Annotated in this window: 13 protein-coding genes; 7 read left to right on the top strand and 6 right to left on the bottom strand. The window is 51.9% G+C overall.

From position 1 onward, the window contains the following. Nucleotides 1-260: 260 nt before the first annotated feature. Nucleotides 261-464, top strand: a complete 204-nt coding sequence (locus tag IE092_RS12050) for a cold-shock protein (protein WP_040040153.1) — start codon at nt 261-263, stop codon at nt 462-464. Nucleotides 465-704: 240 nt separating this feature from the next. Here the strand turns inward: IE092_RS12050 and icd are convergent, their stop codons facing one another. Continuing rightward, nucleotides 705-1,958 (bottom strand): NADP-dependent isocitrate dehydrogenase, encoded by a 1,254-nt coding sequence (icd, locus tag IE092_RS12045; protein WP_189357427.1) that lies wholly within the window; start codon nt 1,956-1,958, stop codon nt 705-707. A gap of 193 nt (nt 1,959-2,151) precedes the next feature. On the opposite strand from icd, the gene IE092_RS12040 reads away from it, so the two are divergent. Together IE092_RS12040 and IE092_RS12035 are read left to right on the top strand one after the other, a co-directional pair. Further along, nucleotides 2,152-2,712 (top strand): pseudouridine synthase, encoded by a 561-nt coding sequence (locus IE092_RS12040; RefSeq protein ID WP_189357426.1) that lies wholly within the window; start codon nt 2,152-2,154, stop codon nt 2,710-2,712. A 111-nt stretch (nt 2,713-2,823) separates the two neighbouring features. Then, entirely contained in the window at nt 2,824-3,288 is a 465-nt protein-coding gene (locus tag IE092_RS12035; protein ID WP_189357425.1) for a DUF192 domain-containing protein, read from the top strand. 170 nt (nt 3,289-3,458) lie between these two features. Here IE092_RS12035 and rpsT read toward each other — a convergent pair whose 3' ends face one another. Next, complete coding sequence (gene rpsT, locus IE092_RS12030; protein WP_189357424.1) at nt 3,459-3,722, bottom strand: 30S ribosomal protein S20; 264 nt, start codon at nt 3,720-3,722, stop codon at nt 3,459-3,461. A gap of 266 nt (nt 3,723-3,988) precedes the next feature. Here rpsT and IE092_RS12025 point away from each other — a divergent pair, with 266 nt between their 5' ends. Further along, nucleotides 3,989-4,588: a GNAT family N-acetyltransferase gene (locus IE092_RS12025; protein WP_189357423.1), complete on the top strand. Its 600-nt coding sequence runs from the start codon at nt 3,989-3,991 to the stop codon at nt 4,586-4,588. After that, a complete protein-coding gene (locus tag IE092_RS12020) occupies nt 4,588-5,757 on the top strand; it encodes a vWA domain-containing protein (protein WP_189357422.1) in 1,170 nt (389 codons plus the stop codon). The genes IE092_RS12025 and IE092_RS12020 overlap by 1 nt, the downstream gene beginning before the upstream one ends. A 159-nt stretch (nt 5,758-5,916) precedes the next feature. Here the strand turns inward: IE092_RS12020 and IE092_RS12015 are convergent, their stop codons facing one another. After that, nucleotides 5,917-6,747 (bottom strand): response regulator, encoded by an 831-nt coding sequence (locus IE092_RS12015; protein WP_189357421.1) that lies wholly within the window; start codon nt 6,745-6,747, stop codon nt 5,917-5,919. Between the two features lie 142 nt (nt 6,748-6,889). Here IE092_RS12015 and IE092_RS12010 point away from each other — a divergent pair, with 142 nt between their 5' ends. Further along, a complete protein-coding gene (locus tag IE092_RS12010) occupies nt 6,890-8,878 on the top strand; it encodes a DNA topoisomerase IV subunit B (protein ID WP_189357420.1) in 1,989 nt (662 codons plus the stop codon). A gap of 162 nt (nt 8,879-9,040) precedes the next feature. Next, complete coding sequence (gene parC / locus IE092_RS12005) at nt 9,041-11,353, top strand: DNA topoisomerase IV subunit A (RefSeq protein ID WP_189357419.1); 2,313 nt, start codon at nt 9,041-9,043, stop codon at nt 11,351-11,353. Between the two features lie 75 nt (nt 11,354-11,428). Here parC and IE092_RS12000 read toward each other — a convergent pair whose 3' ends face one another. The 3 genes from IE092_RS12000 to IE092_RS11990 form a co-directional block, all read right to left on the bottom strand. After that, nucleotides 11,429-13,072 (bottom strand): diguanylate cyclase, encoded by a 1,644-nt coding sequence (locus IE092_RS12000; RefSeq protein WP_189357418.1) that lies wholly within the window; start codon nt 13,070-13,072, stop codon nt 11,429-11,431. Between the two features lie 8 nt (nt 13,073-13,080). Beyond that, on the bottom strand, nt 13,081-13,473 hold the full coding sequence (locus IE092_RS11995; protein ID WP_189357417.1) for a response regulator: 393 nt from the start codon (nt 13,471-13,473) through the stop codon (nt 13,081-13,083). Nucleotides 13,474-13,657: 184 nt separating this feature from the next. Further along, complete coding sequence (locus IE092_RS11990; RefSeq protein ID WP_189357416.1) at nt 13,658-17,299, bottom strand: DUF748 domain-containing protein; 3,642 nt, start codon at nt 17,297-17,299, stop codon at nt 13,658-13,660. Between the last annotated feature and the right edge of the window lie 162 nt (nt 17,300-17,461).

The following is a 17,461-nucleotide window of genomic DNA, read 5'->3' as shown; positions in this document are numbered from 1 at the left end:
CAGTACAAGGCTGTTGAAAGGCACAATTTTTGACGTTGATGAAACTGATGTGACATAAATCACAAGATTTTTCTTGAGAATACAACAATACAACATCGTGACGTGAAGTTTCTTGACTAAACTTTTTTTTCCGCAAAGAATGGCATTGTTGGTTAAAAAATAGTTTTTAAGCAACACGAAGGGGGCAGGTTTGGAAGGGGCTGATTCAGCTTCCTTGCTTTTACGGCTCGTGTGATCAGTTATTCTTTGAAAGACGCATTATGGCAACAGGTACCGTCAAGTGGTTCAATGATTCCAAAGGCTTTGGCTTTATCACCCCGGACGACGGCGGTGAGGATTTGTTCGCCCACTTTTCCGCAATCCAAATGAATGGCTTCAAAACCCTGAAAGAGGGTCAGAAAGTCTCGTTCGAAGTCACGCAAGGCCCTAAAGGCAAGCAAGCATCCAATATCCAAAACGGTTAATCTGGATCCGGACTTCCTTGTAAAAGCCCTGATTATTCAGGGCTTTTTTTATTGCCAATCCGCATCTATTCTGAACCAGAAACAGCCTGACTGAAGCCTAATTGTCGGTAATACTTATTCTGCAAACAACCGCTCAGGCAGCTATGGATAGCTGCAAACGATGCTGACAAATATGCCGGCAACTAAACGGAAAAAGCCGGGTCTCCCCGGCTTTTTCTTTGCAAATCAGAATGAACTGAATTACATGTTTTCGATCATCACGTCGCCGAAGCCGGAGCAGGAAACCTGTGTCGCGCCTTCCATCAGACGTGCGAAATCGTAAGTTACTTTCTTGGAAGTAATCGCTTTTTCTGTCGATGTGATCAGCAGGTCAGCCGCTTCAACCCAGCCCATGTGACGCAGCATCATTTCAGCGGACAGGATCAGAGAACCTGGGTTCACATAATCTTTACCGGCATATTTCGGTGCTGTACCGTGCGTTGCTTCGAACATTGCAACGGAATCAGACAGGTTTGCGCCCGGAGCGATACCGATACCGCCAACTTGCGCTGCCAGCGCGTCGGAGATGTAATCGCCGTTCAGGTTCAGTGTAGCGATAACGCTGTATTCTGCCGGACGCAGAAGAATTTGCTGCAGGAACGCATCAGCGATGGAATCCTTAACAACGATATCTTTACCTGTTTTAGGATTCTTGAATTTGCACCATGGACCACCGTCGATCAGTTCTGCACCGAATTCTTTTTGTGCCAGTGCATATGCCCAGTCGCGGAATCCACCTTCGGTGTACTTCATGATGTTGCCTTTGTGAACGATCGTCACAGAAGGTTTGTCATTGTCGATTGCATACTGGATTGCTTTACGTACCAGACGTTCTGTACCTTCGACGGAAACTGGTTTAACACCAATACCGGAAGTTTCAGGGAAACGGATTTTTTTCACGCCCATTTCGTCTTGCAGGAACTTGATCAGTTTTTTCACTTGATCAGAGCCTTGCGCAAATTCGATACCTGCGTAGATATCTTCAGAGTTTTCACGGAAGATCACCATGTCGGTTTTTTCCGGCTCACGAACAGGGGATGGAACGCCTTTGAAGTAACGTACCGGACGCAGACAGACATACAGATCCAGTTCCTGACGCAGAGCAACGTTCAGGGAGCGGATACCGCCGCCAACAGGAGTGGTCAGAGGGCCTTTGATAGAAACTACGTAGTCTTTCAGGACTTGCAGTGTTTCTTCCGGCAGCCAAACGTCAGGTCCGTAAACTTTTGTGGATTTTTCGCCAGCATAGATTTCCATCCAGCTGATTTTGCGTTGGCCGCCGTAAGCTTTAGCAACAGCTGCGTCAACGACTTTGATCATGACCGGGCTGATATCAACACCGGTACCATCGCCTTCGATATAAGGGATGATCGGATTATCCGGAACATTCAGGGAAAAATCGGCATTGACCGTAATCTTTTGACCTTCTGCTGGTACTTTAATATGTTGATACATCGTTTTCTCCGTAGTTGGACGATCTAGCGGGTTGCGCTTTACTGACTATGTCTCGTGTCTGCTTACAGAATTGCCGGAAACACACCACATGCACCATTAACTCTTATATAAGACAGAAGACCTTAATTTCGTATTATGCACTACTATTTTACTGGATGCCATCAATTTGCAAAATTAAGGTTACACTAAGCTGATGAAACTCATATTACTGAACAAACCTTTTGACGTGATGTGCCAGTTCTCTGCGCATCCAGACAGACCCACTTTAGCAGCATATTTGCCGATTCCCAATATTTACCCGGCCGGACGACTGGACGCTGACAGTGAAGGTCTGGTTCTGCTGACCGACAACGGGAAACTGCAGAATCTGATCAGCCACCCCGACCATAAATTACCGAAGACCTATCTGGTACAGGTGGAAGGCATTCCTGACAAAGCTGCACTGGACAGACTGAGCCAACCGCTGAACCTTGGTGATTTTGTGACCCAGCCCTGTAAAGTGATACGCATACAAGAGCCGGAATGGTTGTGGGAACGTAATCCGCCAATACGCCAGCGTGCAAATATTCCGACCAGCTGGCTGGCAATGGTGTTATCCGAAGGAAAAAACCGGCAGGTCAGGCGCATGACCGCTGCGGTCGGCTTCCCTACCCTGCGCCTTGTACGTACATCGATTGCAGGTTATGCATTGGAAGATTTCCCGTTAATGCCCGGTGACTGGGTCGAAGTAGACCCAGCACACCTGCTGAAATAACGATGCCCTCCGCTCAGCGACGATTTGATACAAAAATTCGCGCGCCCTTACCTGCCTGGCAGAATTTTTCCGGTAGGATACTTACATCATTATCATTTTCAACACACTGTTATGCTGAAAAAAACGTTTTTACGATCACTGAAAAATACCGGACTGACCATTGCATTACTGATGTCAGCCTCAGCAACGATCGCCCAGTCCCGCCTGCCGGTTACCACACTGAACGCCGGCATTCACCTGATACGCGCCGAAGTTGCTGCGACTGAAGCAGATCGCCAGGTAGGTTTGATGAACCGGACTCAGATGGGATTAAATGAAGGCATGATTTTTGACTTTCAGGCACCTGCCATGGTGTGCATGTGGATGAAGAATACACTCATTCCACTGTCCGTTGCATTTATGGATGCCGACGGGACGATTGTGAATATTGAAGATATGCAACCGCAGTCACTGGAATCACATTGTGCAAAAAAGAATGTGCGTTACGCCCTGGAAATGCGTCAGGGATGGTTTAAATCCAAAGGCATCAAAACTGGCAGCAAAATTGAGGGCGTGCCGCTTGGCAGTAAATCCTGATTGATATTCAGCGCAATTAGAATCAGCAAATAAAAAACCCCGGCGCAAACCGGGTTTTTTTATTTGCTATTCAGTCATTCTGCAACCTGAAGCAGGATACAGAAGCCGGAAAGCAAAAACCGCAGACATGCTGCGGTTTTTCCACTTACTGCTGAACAAGAAACAGCGAATTACGCCATTGCTTTCAAAGCAGCTGCCAGACGGCTTTTATGACGTGCAGCTTTGTTTTTGTGGATGATTTTCTTGTCAGCGATACTGTCGATAGTCGAAACAGAAGACTGGAAAATGCTAGTCGCAGCAGCTTTGTCGCCTGCGTCGATTGCTTTACGAACAGCTTTGATTGCTGTGCGCAGCTCAGAGCGCTGGCTGGAGTTGTGTGCGTTTTGTTTAACTGCTTGACGAGCACGTTTGCGTGCTTGTGCGGTATTTGCCATGAGATTTCCTAAACGTGGTCAGAGCGACGGGTCAAAGCAAATTTGAATCAAATGCCACGCCGCGAAAAATTTCTATACAGCTTTGCAGTATAACGCCTTTACGGGTCGTTAGCAAGCATCGCCGGGGTTTTCAGGGAACTAAGGATTATAAAACGTTTTTACAGTTGCTGCAGCATATTTTTCAGATCTGCTGCGTTACGGCGTACGCAACTGGTTTACACTGTTTTGTTGTGAATTTTACTCTTCCAACATCGAACGGAGTCACTATGAATCAGGCAGACCTGACACTGGAAAGCAGCTTAGTAAAACTTGAACCACTGGATGCTTCCCACTTACCTGCTTTGTCTGCAGCTGCGACAGACGGACGCTTATGGGAATTATTCTTTACCTCCATTCCGTCCCCTGAGCGTTTTAAGGCGTGGTTTGAATCAGCAATGGAAATGCGGCAACAAGGCCGCGCCGTTACATTTGCAATCCGCCACCTGCCATCCGGCACTATTATTGGTTCAACCCGTTTCTGCAATATGGATCTAGCCAACAAACGGGTGGAAATCGGTTACACGTGGTATGCAGAGAGCATGCACCGTACCGGCGTGAACACCCATTGCAAACTGCTGTTACTACAACACGCATTTGAGGTATGGGGATGTAATGTCGTGGAATTCCGTACGGACTGGCTGAACCACCGCTCACAAGCGGCGATTGAAAGGTTAGGAGCGAAACGCGACGGTGTACTGCGTCGACACATGATCATGCCAGACGGGCGGGTAAGAGACATCGCGGTATATAGTATCCTTCTCGATGAATGGCCGGGCGTGAAGCAGCATCTGCACTTCCGCCTGCATCGCAACGGAGATAGTCTGTAGTGCTGATTGATTTTTTTTATACCCTTCGGGATGCACGCATCCCGGTCACGATTCGTGAATTTCTGGATTTGCTGGCTGCACTGGAAAGTGAAGCCGGCATGCTCAGCATCGACGATTTTTACTTTCTGGCGCGTACCATTCTGGTGAAGGATGAAGCGCATTACGACAAATTTGATCAGGCCTTCGGAAAATACTTTCGCGGCATCGACACCTTATTTGAAAAGCGTCCTGATATCCCGCTGGACTGGTTGGAGCAACGCCTGAAACGCGAACTGACGCCGGAGCAAAAGGCAGCGCTGGAAAAATTCGGCTACGACAAGCTGATGGACAGACTGCAGGAATTGCTGAAAGAGCAGAAAGAGCGCCATGAAGGCGGCAGTAAGTGGATAGGTACTGGCGGCAAATCGCCATTCGGCAATGGCGGCTATAACCCGGAAGGCATACGCATCGGTGGCGAAAGCACACATCGTCGCGCAGTGAAGGTCTGGGAACAACGCGCATTTCAGGATTACGACGATCAGAAAGCCATTGGTACCCGCAATATCAAAATCGCGTTACGCCGCTTGCGGAAATTTGCCCGCACCGGCCTGCATGAAGAACTGGCGCTGAACGACACAATTCGGGCGACCGCGAACAATGCGGGCTATCTGGATTTGCGTATGCAGCCGGAGCGCAAGAACAATATTAAAGTCCTGATGCTGCTGGATGTGGGCGGCAGCATGGATGACCATATTGCGCTGACCGAAGAATTGTTTTCCGCTGCACGCAGTGAATTCAAGCATCTGGATTTCTACTACTTTCATAACTGCGTGTATGACTACTTATGGAAAAACAACCATCGCCGCCATGCGGAACGTTTTCCGACCATGGACGTATTGCGCCGCTATCCGCCGGATACCAAACTGATCTTTGTCGGCGATGCGACCATGAGTCCATACGAGATACTGCAACCGGGCGGATCAGTGGAATATAACAATCCGGAAGCAGGTGCGGTCTGGATGCAGCGCTTCACGAATACTTTTCCGAAAGCAGCCTGGCTGAATCCGGAACCGGAAGGATTGTGGCAGTACCGGCAATCCATCGCCATCATGCAGCAACTGATGGCGGGCCGAATGTTTCCGGTGACGCTGGACGGACTGGATCGTGCGATGCGTTTACTCAGCAAATAATCGCGATGCAGTTCCGCAATAAAAACGGGCAGCCTGGCTGCCCTTTTTTGCTACTTTGCTACTTTGCTACTTTGCTTCTTAATCTTACAGCCGGTTCAGACTGAAATTACTTTGAAATTCATCTGAGATCACGTTGCACATAGTCTGCGCAGATCGCTTTTAATGATCCAGATACAGGTATTTCTTCATCGTTTTCAGTATGACCTTGCGCGAAATCGGCTTCGTCAGAAAACCTTCGCAGCGGACTTTCTGTCCCAGCTCAGGCTTGTATTCAAAGTGCCGGTCAACCAGCAGAACCACCGCTGTCTTCAGTCCCTGATTCTGGCGTTTTAAGCCATCACACAAGCGGTAAGGGTCAACTCCGGGCGTGGAGGTATTAATAAAAGTCAGCGCGTGCTGATTATTCCCGTCCAGCAGCAAAGCGCTGCGCTCATCATTGGCCAGTGTTACCGGAATACCGTAAGGATCCATGATCGACGCAACATATTCACGGAACTGCGTGTCTTTATCGACAATCAGAATGCCGCCGCGTGCCAGCGGTTGCTTGCGCATACGCTGATACACTTCCGGATCGGTCAGATCCAGATCCAGACGCGGATGTTTGCGGCGCTCATGCACCGACAACACCGTTTGCGCACTGAGCGTGGTCAGCAGCAACTGGCGCTTATCAATAATATCGTCCAGCACATCGAAAATTTTGCGCCAGCGAATCGGGCGCGGCATCACCGGATAGTCAAATTCCAGCTCCGTTTTGCCGATCAGCAAAACCGGTTGCGCCTCTCCGGGATGCAGGTCGGACAGCAATGCCAGCGCCGCCAGACTACCGGCATTAACGATGTACATGTCAGGGTCCTGAATACTGCCGGGAAGCAGACAGGTATAGCGATAGCCCTTTTCACGCGCCACGACGAGCACGTTGCGAAAGGTTTCTTCTTCTTTCGGGGGAAAACCGAGGAGTCTAATCGCGATGGCAGATGTTTTTGTTGTCATCGTTTATCCAGCTACGCATTGCAGCTACAATAGCTGCCGAAAACTCAGAGAGCATACATCGAAACGTATCCTTCTGACAAAAAAATGCAAGCCTGCATACAGTTTTGCTCAAATTTTGCTTAAACCAACGATTTCAACCTGCATGGCAACGAAGAAAAATACAACATCTGATTACAGTGAATCGTCGATCCGCGTCCTGAAAGGACTGGAGCCGGTGAAACAGCGTCCGGGTATGTACACCCGTACCGAAAATCCGCTGCATATCATTCAGGAAGTGATCGACAATGCCTCCGACGAAGCGCTCGGTGGCTATTGCAAACACATTCAGGTCACGCTCAACACCGATGGCAGCGTCAGTATTGAAGACGATGGCCGCGGCATTCCGGTTGGTCTGCATCCGGAAGAAGGTGTACCGACAGTAGAAATCGTGTTCACCCGCCTGCATGCCGGCGGCAAATTCGATAAAGGTTCCGGCGGCGCTTACGCTTTTTCCGGCGGTCTGCACGGTGTCGGCGTGTCGGTGACAAATGCGCTGTCTAAGCGTTTAGAAATCATGGTCTGGCGCGATGCCGGTCTGCATCTGCTGACCTTTGCCGGCGGTGATGTGATTGAACCGCTGCGCACCCAGCCGATTCCGCGCGGCGATAAGAAAAATGGTACCCGTGTCACAGTCTGGCCGGATGCGCAGTATTTTGATTCCGCGAATATTCCGCTGGGCGAACTGCAGCGTCTGCTGCGTTCCAAAGCGGTCTTGCTGCCGGGCGTCAAAGTCAGCCTGACCCATGCCAAAACCGGCGAAACGCAGGTCTGGCAATATGATCAGGGCTTACGCGGTTATCTGACCGAAGCACTGGCGCAGCAGAATCAGACCGAAACGGTGATCCCGTTATTTGAAGGCGAGCAATTCGCCAGTTCCGACAGCGAAGGCTTTGCCGAGGGCGAAGGCGCGTCGTGGGTAGTGGCGTGGACGGAAGAAGGCGGCGTATTCCGCGAATCTTATGTGAATCTGATTCCGACACCGAGCGGCGGTACGCATGAATCCGGCCTGCGCGATGGTTTGTACGGCGCAGTAAAAAGCTTTGCCGAAATGCATTCCATGCTGCCGAAGGGCGTGAAGCTGTTGCCGGAAGACGTGTTTGCGCGTGTTTCGTTTGTGTTGTCCGCCAAAGTGCTGGACCCGCAATTTCAGGGCCAGACCAAAGAGCGTCTGAATTCACGCGATGCCGTGCGTTTAGTCTCCGCTTTCGTGAAACCGGCGCTGGAGCTGTGGCTGAATGCGCATGTGGATCTCGGTAAAAAACTGGCTGAGCTGGTCATCAAGCAAGCCCAGTCGCGTCTGCGTTCTGCGCAAAAAGTCGAGAAGAAAAAATCGTCCGGCGTTGCCGTGTTACCGGGCAAGCTGACTGATTGCGAATCTGACGATATCACGCGCAATGAATTATTTCTGGTCGAAGGTGATTCCGCCGGTGGTTCTGCAAAAATGGGCCGCGATAAAGAGTTTCAGGCGATTCTGCCTTTGCGCGGCAAGGTGCTGAATTCGTGGGAAACCGAGCGCGACCGCTTGTTTGCGAATAACGAGATTCACGATATCGCGGTGGCGATCGGCGTTGATCCGCATGGCCCGCAGGACAATCCGGATTTATCGAATCTGCGTTACGGCAAGATTTGTATTCTGTCCGATGCGGACGTGGACGGCTCGCATATTCAGGTATTGCTGCTGACGCTGTTCTTCCGTCACTTCCCGCAACTGATTGCACGCGGTCATATCTGTGTCGCACGTCCGCCGCTGTTCCGTGTCGATGCACCGGCGCGTGGCAAAAAACCGGCGCAAAAACTGTATGCACTGGACGATGGCGAGCTGACTGCGATCGAAGACAAGCTGCGCAAAGATGGCGTGAAAGACGGCGCGTGGAGCATTTCCCGCTTCAAAGGTCTGGGTGAAATGAATGCGGAACAGCTGTGGGAAACCACCATGAATCCGGATACCCGCCGCCTGCTGCCAGTCGCGCTGGGTGAATTCGATCAGAGTTTTTCCGAAAACCGCTTCAATATGCTGATGGGTAAAACCGAAGCGGCGGCGCGTCGTGCGTGGCTGGAAGAGTTCGGTAACGCAGTCGAAGCTGACATTTAATGCTGCCGGAGTGCCTGTCAAGGTGCTCCGGAGGCCAAAATATACCCCCGGGGGTATTTTCTGAAGCCCAGTATTCTTGCCGACAATCAGGCGAAAATCGCGGATACCCCCCCTGTTTTAGGTTTTTCCAGCCGTTTTTGCGGCTGAATAAAGATAGCTACCATGAGCGAACAAGCGAATTTATTTGAACAGACAGAACCACCGTCAGACGGCGAAGCCCTGACGCTGGCCAGCTTTGCCGAACGCGCTTATCTGGATTACGCCATTTCCGTGGTCAAAGGCCGCGCCCTGCCGGACGTTTGCGACGGCCAGAAACCGGTACAACGCCGTATTTTGTATGCGATGCATGAACTCGGCCTTGCTTCCACCGCCAAACCGCGTAAATCGGCGGCGGTGGTCGGTGACGTGCTCGGTAAGCTGCATCCGCACGGCGATCAGTCGGTCTACGATGCACTGGTGCGTATGGCGCAGGATTTCTCGCTGCGTTATCCGCTGATTGATGGTCAGGGTAACTTCGGCTCGCGCGACGGTGACGGCGCAGCGGCGATGCGTTACACCGAAGCGCGTCTGACACCGATTTCCCGTTTATTGCTGGATGAAATCGATCAGGGTACTGTTGATTTTCAGGCCAACTACGATGGCACCACGCAGGAACCGCGTCTGCTGCCTTCGCGTCTGCCGTTCGTACTGCTGAACGGCGCATCCGGTATTGCGGTCGGTTTGGCGACGGAAATCCCGTCGCACAATCTGCACGAAGTTGCCAAAGCAACCGTGGCCATGATCAAAAATCCGGCTATCACCCATGAAGAATTAATGCAGCTGGTACCGGGGCCTGACTTCCCGGGCGGCGGCCAGATCATCACACCGGCAGCGACGCTGGCAGAAATGTATGCGACCGGTCGCGGCAGCATGAAAGTACGTGCGCGCTGGAAGATTGAAGAACTGGCGCGTGGTCAGTGGCAAGCGGTGGTGACTGAACTGCCGCCGGGCACCTCGTCGCAAAAAGTGCTGGAAGAGATTGAGGAAATCACCAATCCGAAAATCAAAACCGGTAAGAAAACGCTGTCGCCGGATCAGGTATCACTGAAGCAAATGATTTTGTCGGTACTGGATACCGTGCGCGACGAATCCGGTAAAGATGCACCGGTACGTCTGGTATTTGAGCCGAAATCCAAAAATCTGGATCAGACCGAGTTCATGCAGATCCTGCTGGCGCATACCTCGCTGGAAAGCTCTGCATCGATCAATCTGGTGATGATTGGTCAGGATGGCCGTCCGCGTCAGAAGGCGCTGAGCCATATCCTGCAAGAGTGGATACAGTTCCGTTTCGCGACCGTGACCCGCCGTACCGAATTCCGTCTGCGCAAAGTCGATGACCGTATTCATATTCTCGAAGGCCGCGAAGCGGTGCTGCTGAATATCGATGAAGTGATCCGCATCATCCGTGAATCCGATGAACCGAAACCGGCGCTGATCGCAGCTTTCCGTTTGTCCGACCGTCAGGCCGAAGATATTCTGGAAATCCGTCTGCGTCAGCTGGCGCGTCTGGAAGCGATCAAGATTCAGCAGGAACTGGCAGAGCTGCGCAAAGAAAAAGCCAGTCTGCATGATTTGCTCGACAATCCGGCCTCGATGAAAAAAATGATCATCAAGGAAATCGAAACCGACGCCAAACAATTCGGCGATGCACGCCGCACACTGATCGAAGAAGCCGCCAAGGCCTCGGTAGAACAGAAGGTGGTGGATGAACCGGTCACGGTCGTCATTTCCGAAAAAGGCTGGGTGCGTGCACGTACCGGACACGGCCATGATCCGGCACAGTTCAGCTTCAAAGCCGGTGACACTCTGTACGGTACCTTTGAGTGCCGTACTGTCGATCAGTTACTGGTATTCGGCTCGAATGGCCGCGTGTATTCCGTTGCCGTATCCGCCCTGCCCGGCGCGCGCGGCGACGGCGTGCCTATCACTACGCTGATCGATCTGGCCGCCGGTACCCGCATCCTGCATTACTTTGCGGGCGCGGCGGAAACCGGATTGCTGATTGCGTCCAGTACCGGTGTCGGTTTCACCGCCAAAGCCAGCGACATGATCAGCCGTAATAAATCCGGTAAAGCCTTTATCACGCTGGATGACGATGCAAGCTTGTTCGCGCCGGTCGTGATTGCGGCCGAAGACAGTGCAGTTGCCTGTCTGTCCGGCAACGGGCGTTTGCTGGTATTCCCGCTGGCGGAAGTGAAAGCTTTGTCCAGTGGCGGACGTGGTGTGATTCTGATGGATCTGGAAGATAAAGAAGCGCTGCTGCTGGTGCAAACCGTGACCGACAAAGGTGTGCGTATCACCGGTATCGGCCGTGGTGCCAAGCCGCAGGAAGTGGTGATTGCCAACAGTGCGCTGCAAGTCCATCTGGGCAAGCGTGCGAAAAAAGGGAAACCGCTGGATTCCAAAATCAAGGCGCAGACCTTGCTCAGAATCTGAGCGACGCACCGGTCGCTGCTCTGAAACAAAAATGCCGCTGAATATCAGCGGCATTTTTGTTGAGTACCCTGTTGCTTACGCCAGCGTAATCCGGTTGCGTCCGGCTTGTTTGGACACATACATCGCGGCATCAGCCACTTCAAACAAGGCATCGGCATCACTGGCCTGCTCCAGATCGGCAATCCCGGCAGAAAACGTGACATGGAAGCTGCCGTTCTCAGCATGCTGACTGATGCGACCGAATGCCTGACGTACTTCGTCCAGTACCGCACGGGCTTTCAACGCCGACGTATCCGGAAAAATCACGGCAAACTCTTCACCGCCGTAACGGCCAACAATATCGGTACGGCGAAGCCGTTGCTGCAGCAAACGCGATAGTGTGCGCAAAACCTGATCACCGGTGGCATGACCATAGCTGTCATTGATTTTCTTGAAACTGTCCAGATCAATCATGGCCAGCGCCAGCGGACTACGGTTACGCTGTGCCTGCAACATTTCCGATTGCAGGCGTTCTTTAATCGCCGAGTGATTCAGCAATCCGGTTAAACCGTCACGCATTATCAGTGCACGCAGTGTGCGGTAGCGCTCTGCCCGACTAATCACCGATGACACCAGATACTCGGATCTGACCGGCTTGGCGATAAAGTCATCTGCACCGGCGCGCACCGCTTCCAGCTGGCGCTCCGGATCCACTTCTCCGGACAAAAACACAATCGGAATATCAACGTAGGAATTATCCTGGCGTATCAGCTTCGACAATTCAATGCCACTGCACCCTGGCATATAAATATCCATTAACATTAACTCGGGCCGGAAATCGCTGATTGCTGCCAGCACCTGCGCCGGATCGTGCAGCAGATGCACTTCCATGCCAGCATTACGCAATACCGTGCTGTAATAGTGTGCGGTTACCACATCATCATCTATGATCATCACGCGGTAGCCGGTATGACTGCCACGGCGCAGCAAGCCTTCTATCCTGTCCGTCAGCCCGACCACATCCACCGGCTTGGTAAAATACCCGTCACCATGCGCGCGCACAGCCAGCATACGGGAAGTAAAGGTCGGTGATGCCGAAATGAAAATCGTAGGAATCCGGAAGCGTTTCAATTGTTCGAGCCTGCGGATTTCTTCCGCACCTGCCTGCTGATCATCAGGAAAACTGAGTTCAATCACAATTGCATCCGGACGACGTGCGCCAACAGCACGGGCCAGATCACGCGGATGCGCAATCCAGACAACTTCAAAACCGAAATGCTGCAATTGTGATGAAATCGCTTGCTGCTGCTCTGCATCCTGATCCACAAGATAAATCAGACGGTTTTCACGTGCGGGCTCATGTGACTGCAGAATATCGTCGTTATCTTCCGGTTGTGGCACTGCATCCGGTGTTTCACCAGCAATCACCGCCTGCATATACCCGCGTAACTGCTGGCGGAATTGTTCAAATTCCTGCGCAGGCATCACACCGTCCTTCACCCAGGGCTTCAGACGGCTTTCATACACCCGCGCCTGACGCCCCAGCGCTTCAAATCCGAATGTTCCCGCCGATCCTGCCATCGTATGCAGATAGCGATGTAAATCATGCTGCAAGCCGGTATCGTCCGGACTTGCAGCCAGATTTTCGAGTGCGGAAACAATTTCCTCACACTTGCCAGGTAGTTTTTGCAGAAAAATGGCTTCCAGTGCGCGCAATTTTTCGTGCAAAGCGTCATTCACGGTATTCATTACTGACGACGAGCCCACATTTCATTAATCTGATCAGACAAAGTCATCGGATCAAACGGTTTTGCAATCACACCCAGTGCCCCGAGATTGCGGTAGTACTCCAATTCCACGGATTGAACTTTGGCAGTCATGAAGACAACAGGGGTATTAGCAGTCGGCGTCATTTTGCGCAACTCTAACAGCGTGGTCGGTCCGTCCATGACCGGCATCATCACGTCCAGCAACAACAGGTCCGGCACATAGCCATTGCGTATCTGCTGAAGCGCATCCATGCCGGAGGCGCAGCAGTTCAGTTCAAATCCACCGACGATTTCGAAGGAAATTTTTGCGACTGTCCGGATATCCGGGTCGTCTTCAACGTACAAAATATTTTTCAGTCCAGAGTCGGCCATACTTATTCCTCTCATTGTCATGCAGATTTCTTTTCCCAGCATAATTCAGGATGGGTTCCAAAACAATGAAGATTGCCTGCATTCAACCTTAGCATTGCTGCACAAGCCACGCGCAGACTATCTTTCTGTCATTTGTGTTGCCACAAACACTGCGGCAGATGCGCCACAGTGCCGTTGCGCCAGCTTATTTCAGTGAAAAATCCACGCGGTGCCATGCGTCACTGTTGGCAGAATCGCGATGAATCCGTGGTGCTATCAGAAACAGGCGTTCACGCGGCACACCGGCAACATCCTCCAGATAATCTCGCACCAGATCAGCACGTCTTTGTGCCAGCTGGCGCAGTGAATCATCATCCACCGGAATCGCAGCCTTCAGCAACGTCGTTACTTCGTCGTCCGGCAGAGATTTGGTCAGTCCCAGCACATTGCGCGGCTTGACAATACTTGCCTCGCCGTACAAGGCCTGCAGATAACGATGGCGTTCTTCTTTACTGAGTGTGATGTCATCAATCCGGATCGTTTTATCTTTTTTCAGCGCATCACGCCATTTTGCTTCCTGTAAGCGACGCTCCAGTACCGCAGCACGCACACCATCCGCATCGGAAACGGCATCCGCTTTTCCGGTGATTTCGAGATGCAGGCTTTGTCTTGCCAGCAGTGCTTTGCCCAGTTGGTCCAGTCGCTGACGTGCAGGATCTGCGATCAGCGTCTGCCCGGGATCAAAACTGACGAAAGACAATTCCTCACCACCGCCAAACAGGGATCCCAGCAAGGCAAACGGGGAAGTCACTGCTTTGGTCAGCACATTCATGAATACTTTAAAAATCAGGCTGCTGACAGAAAACTGCGGATCGGATAAGGAGCCTGTAACTGGCAGGTTAATCGCAATCTTGCCCTGATTATCACGCAGCAAAGCAACCGCCAGCATCACCGGTAATTTTGTTGCGTCCGGGCTTTCCACCTTCTCGCCGAAGGTCAGCTGATCCAGAACGATTTCATTTTCTGCCTTTAACTGCTGTTGTTCGATACGGTAGGCAACCTGCATCGACAACTTACCTTTCTCAATCGCGTAACCTGCATATTTCGCAGAGTACGGCGTCAGACGCGTCAGCTCCAGCCCGTTGGTGCTGCCTTTAATGTCCAGAAAGATCGGATTGGCCAGCGGATTCAATGCACCGGATACCAGTAACGGGGCATCATCATCGACTTTACCGGTCAGTTCAATCGTTGCCGGTTGGGTACTGTCTGATGCGAGCAAGCCTATCGTGCCACTGACACCGGTCAAATTCGCTTTGTAGTTCGGACGAATAAAGTGATCCGTGAAGTTAATATTGCCGCCGCTGATACGGGTCTGACCGATACGGATCAGTGGTGCGGCTGATTTTGCGGGGGCCGGCTGCGCTTCCTGTAGCGGTGTCGCAGCGGCGAGCGAGGCATTCTGCGATACAGGCACTGCTTTTTCTTTTGCATCTGCGGGCGCTGCCGTATCCGGTGCTTTGCGTACCAGAATATTCGACAGATTCAGTTTGCCCTTCTCTGACAGAACTGCGCGCGCAAAGAAATCCTGCAGCGTCAGCGTTGCCAGTTCAATCTGACGATTGCGAGGGCCAAACTGCAGTTTCAGACCATCGGCAGCGATGGTTTTCCACTCAAGAAAATCCTGTTCCGAACCATTTTCAAATATCTGAAAATCCTGCAACTTCATCTGACCGTCAAACGCCAGTTCCGGCTGTGCTGTTCGCAGACTGCCGGCACGTCCGCTGCCTTTCAGGCTAAGATTACCCTGCGTTACTTCCACATTCAGTAAATCTGATACATAAGGGTACAGCGAAGCAACCGGCAAACTGCGGGCATCAATACTGAACCGCGCATCCGCCAGTTTTGGTCCCAGATCAGCATCCAGCTTCAGACTGCCCTTTTGGTTCCAGCGTCCCGATACACCGATTTTCAGCGCTTGTGAAAGATCTGATCTCCACTGCGAGACGTTCAGATTCACCTGATCAAGCTGCGCCCTGAACGCAGGCCTGACACTCTGATCCGAGAATGACAATGCCGACTGCGCCAACTTGAGCTGCTCCAGTTGTAACTGCCACGGTTTTGCTGCCGTCTGTTCCCCCGCACTGCCGGACTTCGCCGTATCCTGCGCCAGCCAGCGACTGGCCAGCCATACACCGTCACTGCCACGCTTCAGTTCAGTACGCAAACCGTCCAGTGCCAGCATTTCCGCCTTTAGTTGTCGCAGTTCACTATTCGCAGTAATACCGTTCAGATCCAGGCTGCTCAATGCCACACTGCCGTCGGCAGGCGTACCCTGCAGACGCAGATCGTGCAGGTGGAGTTCACTTTTTTCCAGCGACCATTTTTCCGGCTGCCAGACTGCCTGCAAACTCGCATCGACAGCGCCGCTCAGTCCCGCACGCAACACCTTGTCCAGCCAGGGCTGGTACGGAGCAATCTGCCAGTCGCTGACCTGCAGTTGCGCACTGATCTGCCGGCTCAGCGGTTGAATCTGCGCATCCAGCTTCATGCTACCCTTATCTGCATCACTGAGTGCGAAATACAGCTGCGCGGGCGCTGCATCTTTTGCCGTATTCAGTGAATTGACTGACAAACTCCATTGCAGGTCACGACTGGTTTTTCGGCTTGCGAGCAAATTGTCTGAAAAATGCAGGCTGCCATCCTGCATGTTCGCTTTATCCAATTTCCACAAGGGTAGTGCACTTTCAGTCTGCGCTGCATTGCCAGCCTTGGCTTCGGAAGCCTTTGGCTTCGCAACCATTGTCTTTACCGGCATCAGCGCAAGCCAGTTCCAGCCACGTTCTTTATCTGCACTCAGCCAGATTTCCGGTTGATCAATCTGCAGATTTTTGATGTGCCCTTGCAATGAATGTAAATCCACCGATGCCAGCTCTGCTTTGAGTCCTCCGACACGCAACAGATCATCGCCTTCCGGACTTTGCAGATGCACCTTTTGCAGTGCCACGCTGCCTTCCAGTACCGCTTTGGCAGGTTGATTCTGAAATACCAGAGTCAGCGCGGAATCCAGTCTGGCTGACTGTAAGCGCACCGGAAGTGCCAGTGGCAAATAGCTTTGCAGTTTCGCCAGATCCAGTGTCTGAATACCGAGATCCAGACGACTTTCCATCGTGCTGCTGAATGGTTTGCTGTTCGCGTGAAATCTGACCGGCGCATCATTCAGCATGAATGAAATCGCGGGCTCGACATGGGTGTCAGCGTCATGCGGAAAGCTGGAAATAAATGGCAACCCGAGTTCGAGAGCGCTTATAACGGCAGTTTTTGCAGAACCGGTATCTTCGTAACGGATTCCCCCTTGCCGGATCAGAATGTCATGCAGTGCAAAACGGGCAGGTTCAGGACTGGCGGGTGTTTCCGCCAGTTTTTCCAGAATATCGCTGAAGTTATAACGGCTGTGTGTTCCCTGCAGTTCCCGGGTAACCCGCAATTGTGGCTGATCCAGTTCCAGACCATCCACCACCAGTGCGCGATGCCATACCGAGGCCAGCGAAAGATTCAGCTGAAGCTTATTGACTGTCAGCGCATCCGTTTTTCTGTCAGCTTCTTTCAGATGCAGGTCGGACAAGGTCAGAGTCAGCGTCCATGGTGAAAACCGGATATCACCGGTTTCGAGTACACGTCCGGTATGCTGCAAAACCTGCTCAGGCAATACGGACCGCACAATAGCAGGTACTGCCAGCCAGCCCAGAACGCTCCAGAGCAAAATAAGGCCGGAACTGATCTGAATCCAGCGTCGCTGCAATGCGCGGCTCAGCAAAGACTTTACAGAAGTTAGGGTGGAAGAAATCATAGATGTGAGAAGCAATGAGATTGGCCACAGCGTTATTGATACGCGGGCTTACGGCGATGCCGATGTCTGTCTGACATTATACGCGCTCAAATCCGGTGACAAAAAACGAAAAGCCCCGCTTATCGGGGCTCGCCGTAAAAGATTGTCAAAAAGGTTTCAATA

Origin of the sequence: Cognatundibacterium squillarum (assembly GCF_014652435.1) — a bacterium.
In the GTDB taxonomy this organism is placed as follows: domain Bacteria; phylum Pseudomonadota; class Gammaproteobacteria; order Burkholderiales; family Burkholderiaceae_D; genus Undibacterium; species Undibacterium squillarum.
The sequence above is the reverse complement of the archived record's forward strand: the minus strand, read 5'-3'. Positions and strand labels throughout refer to the sequence as shown.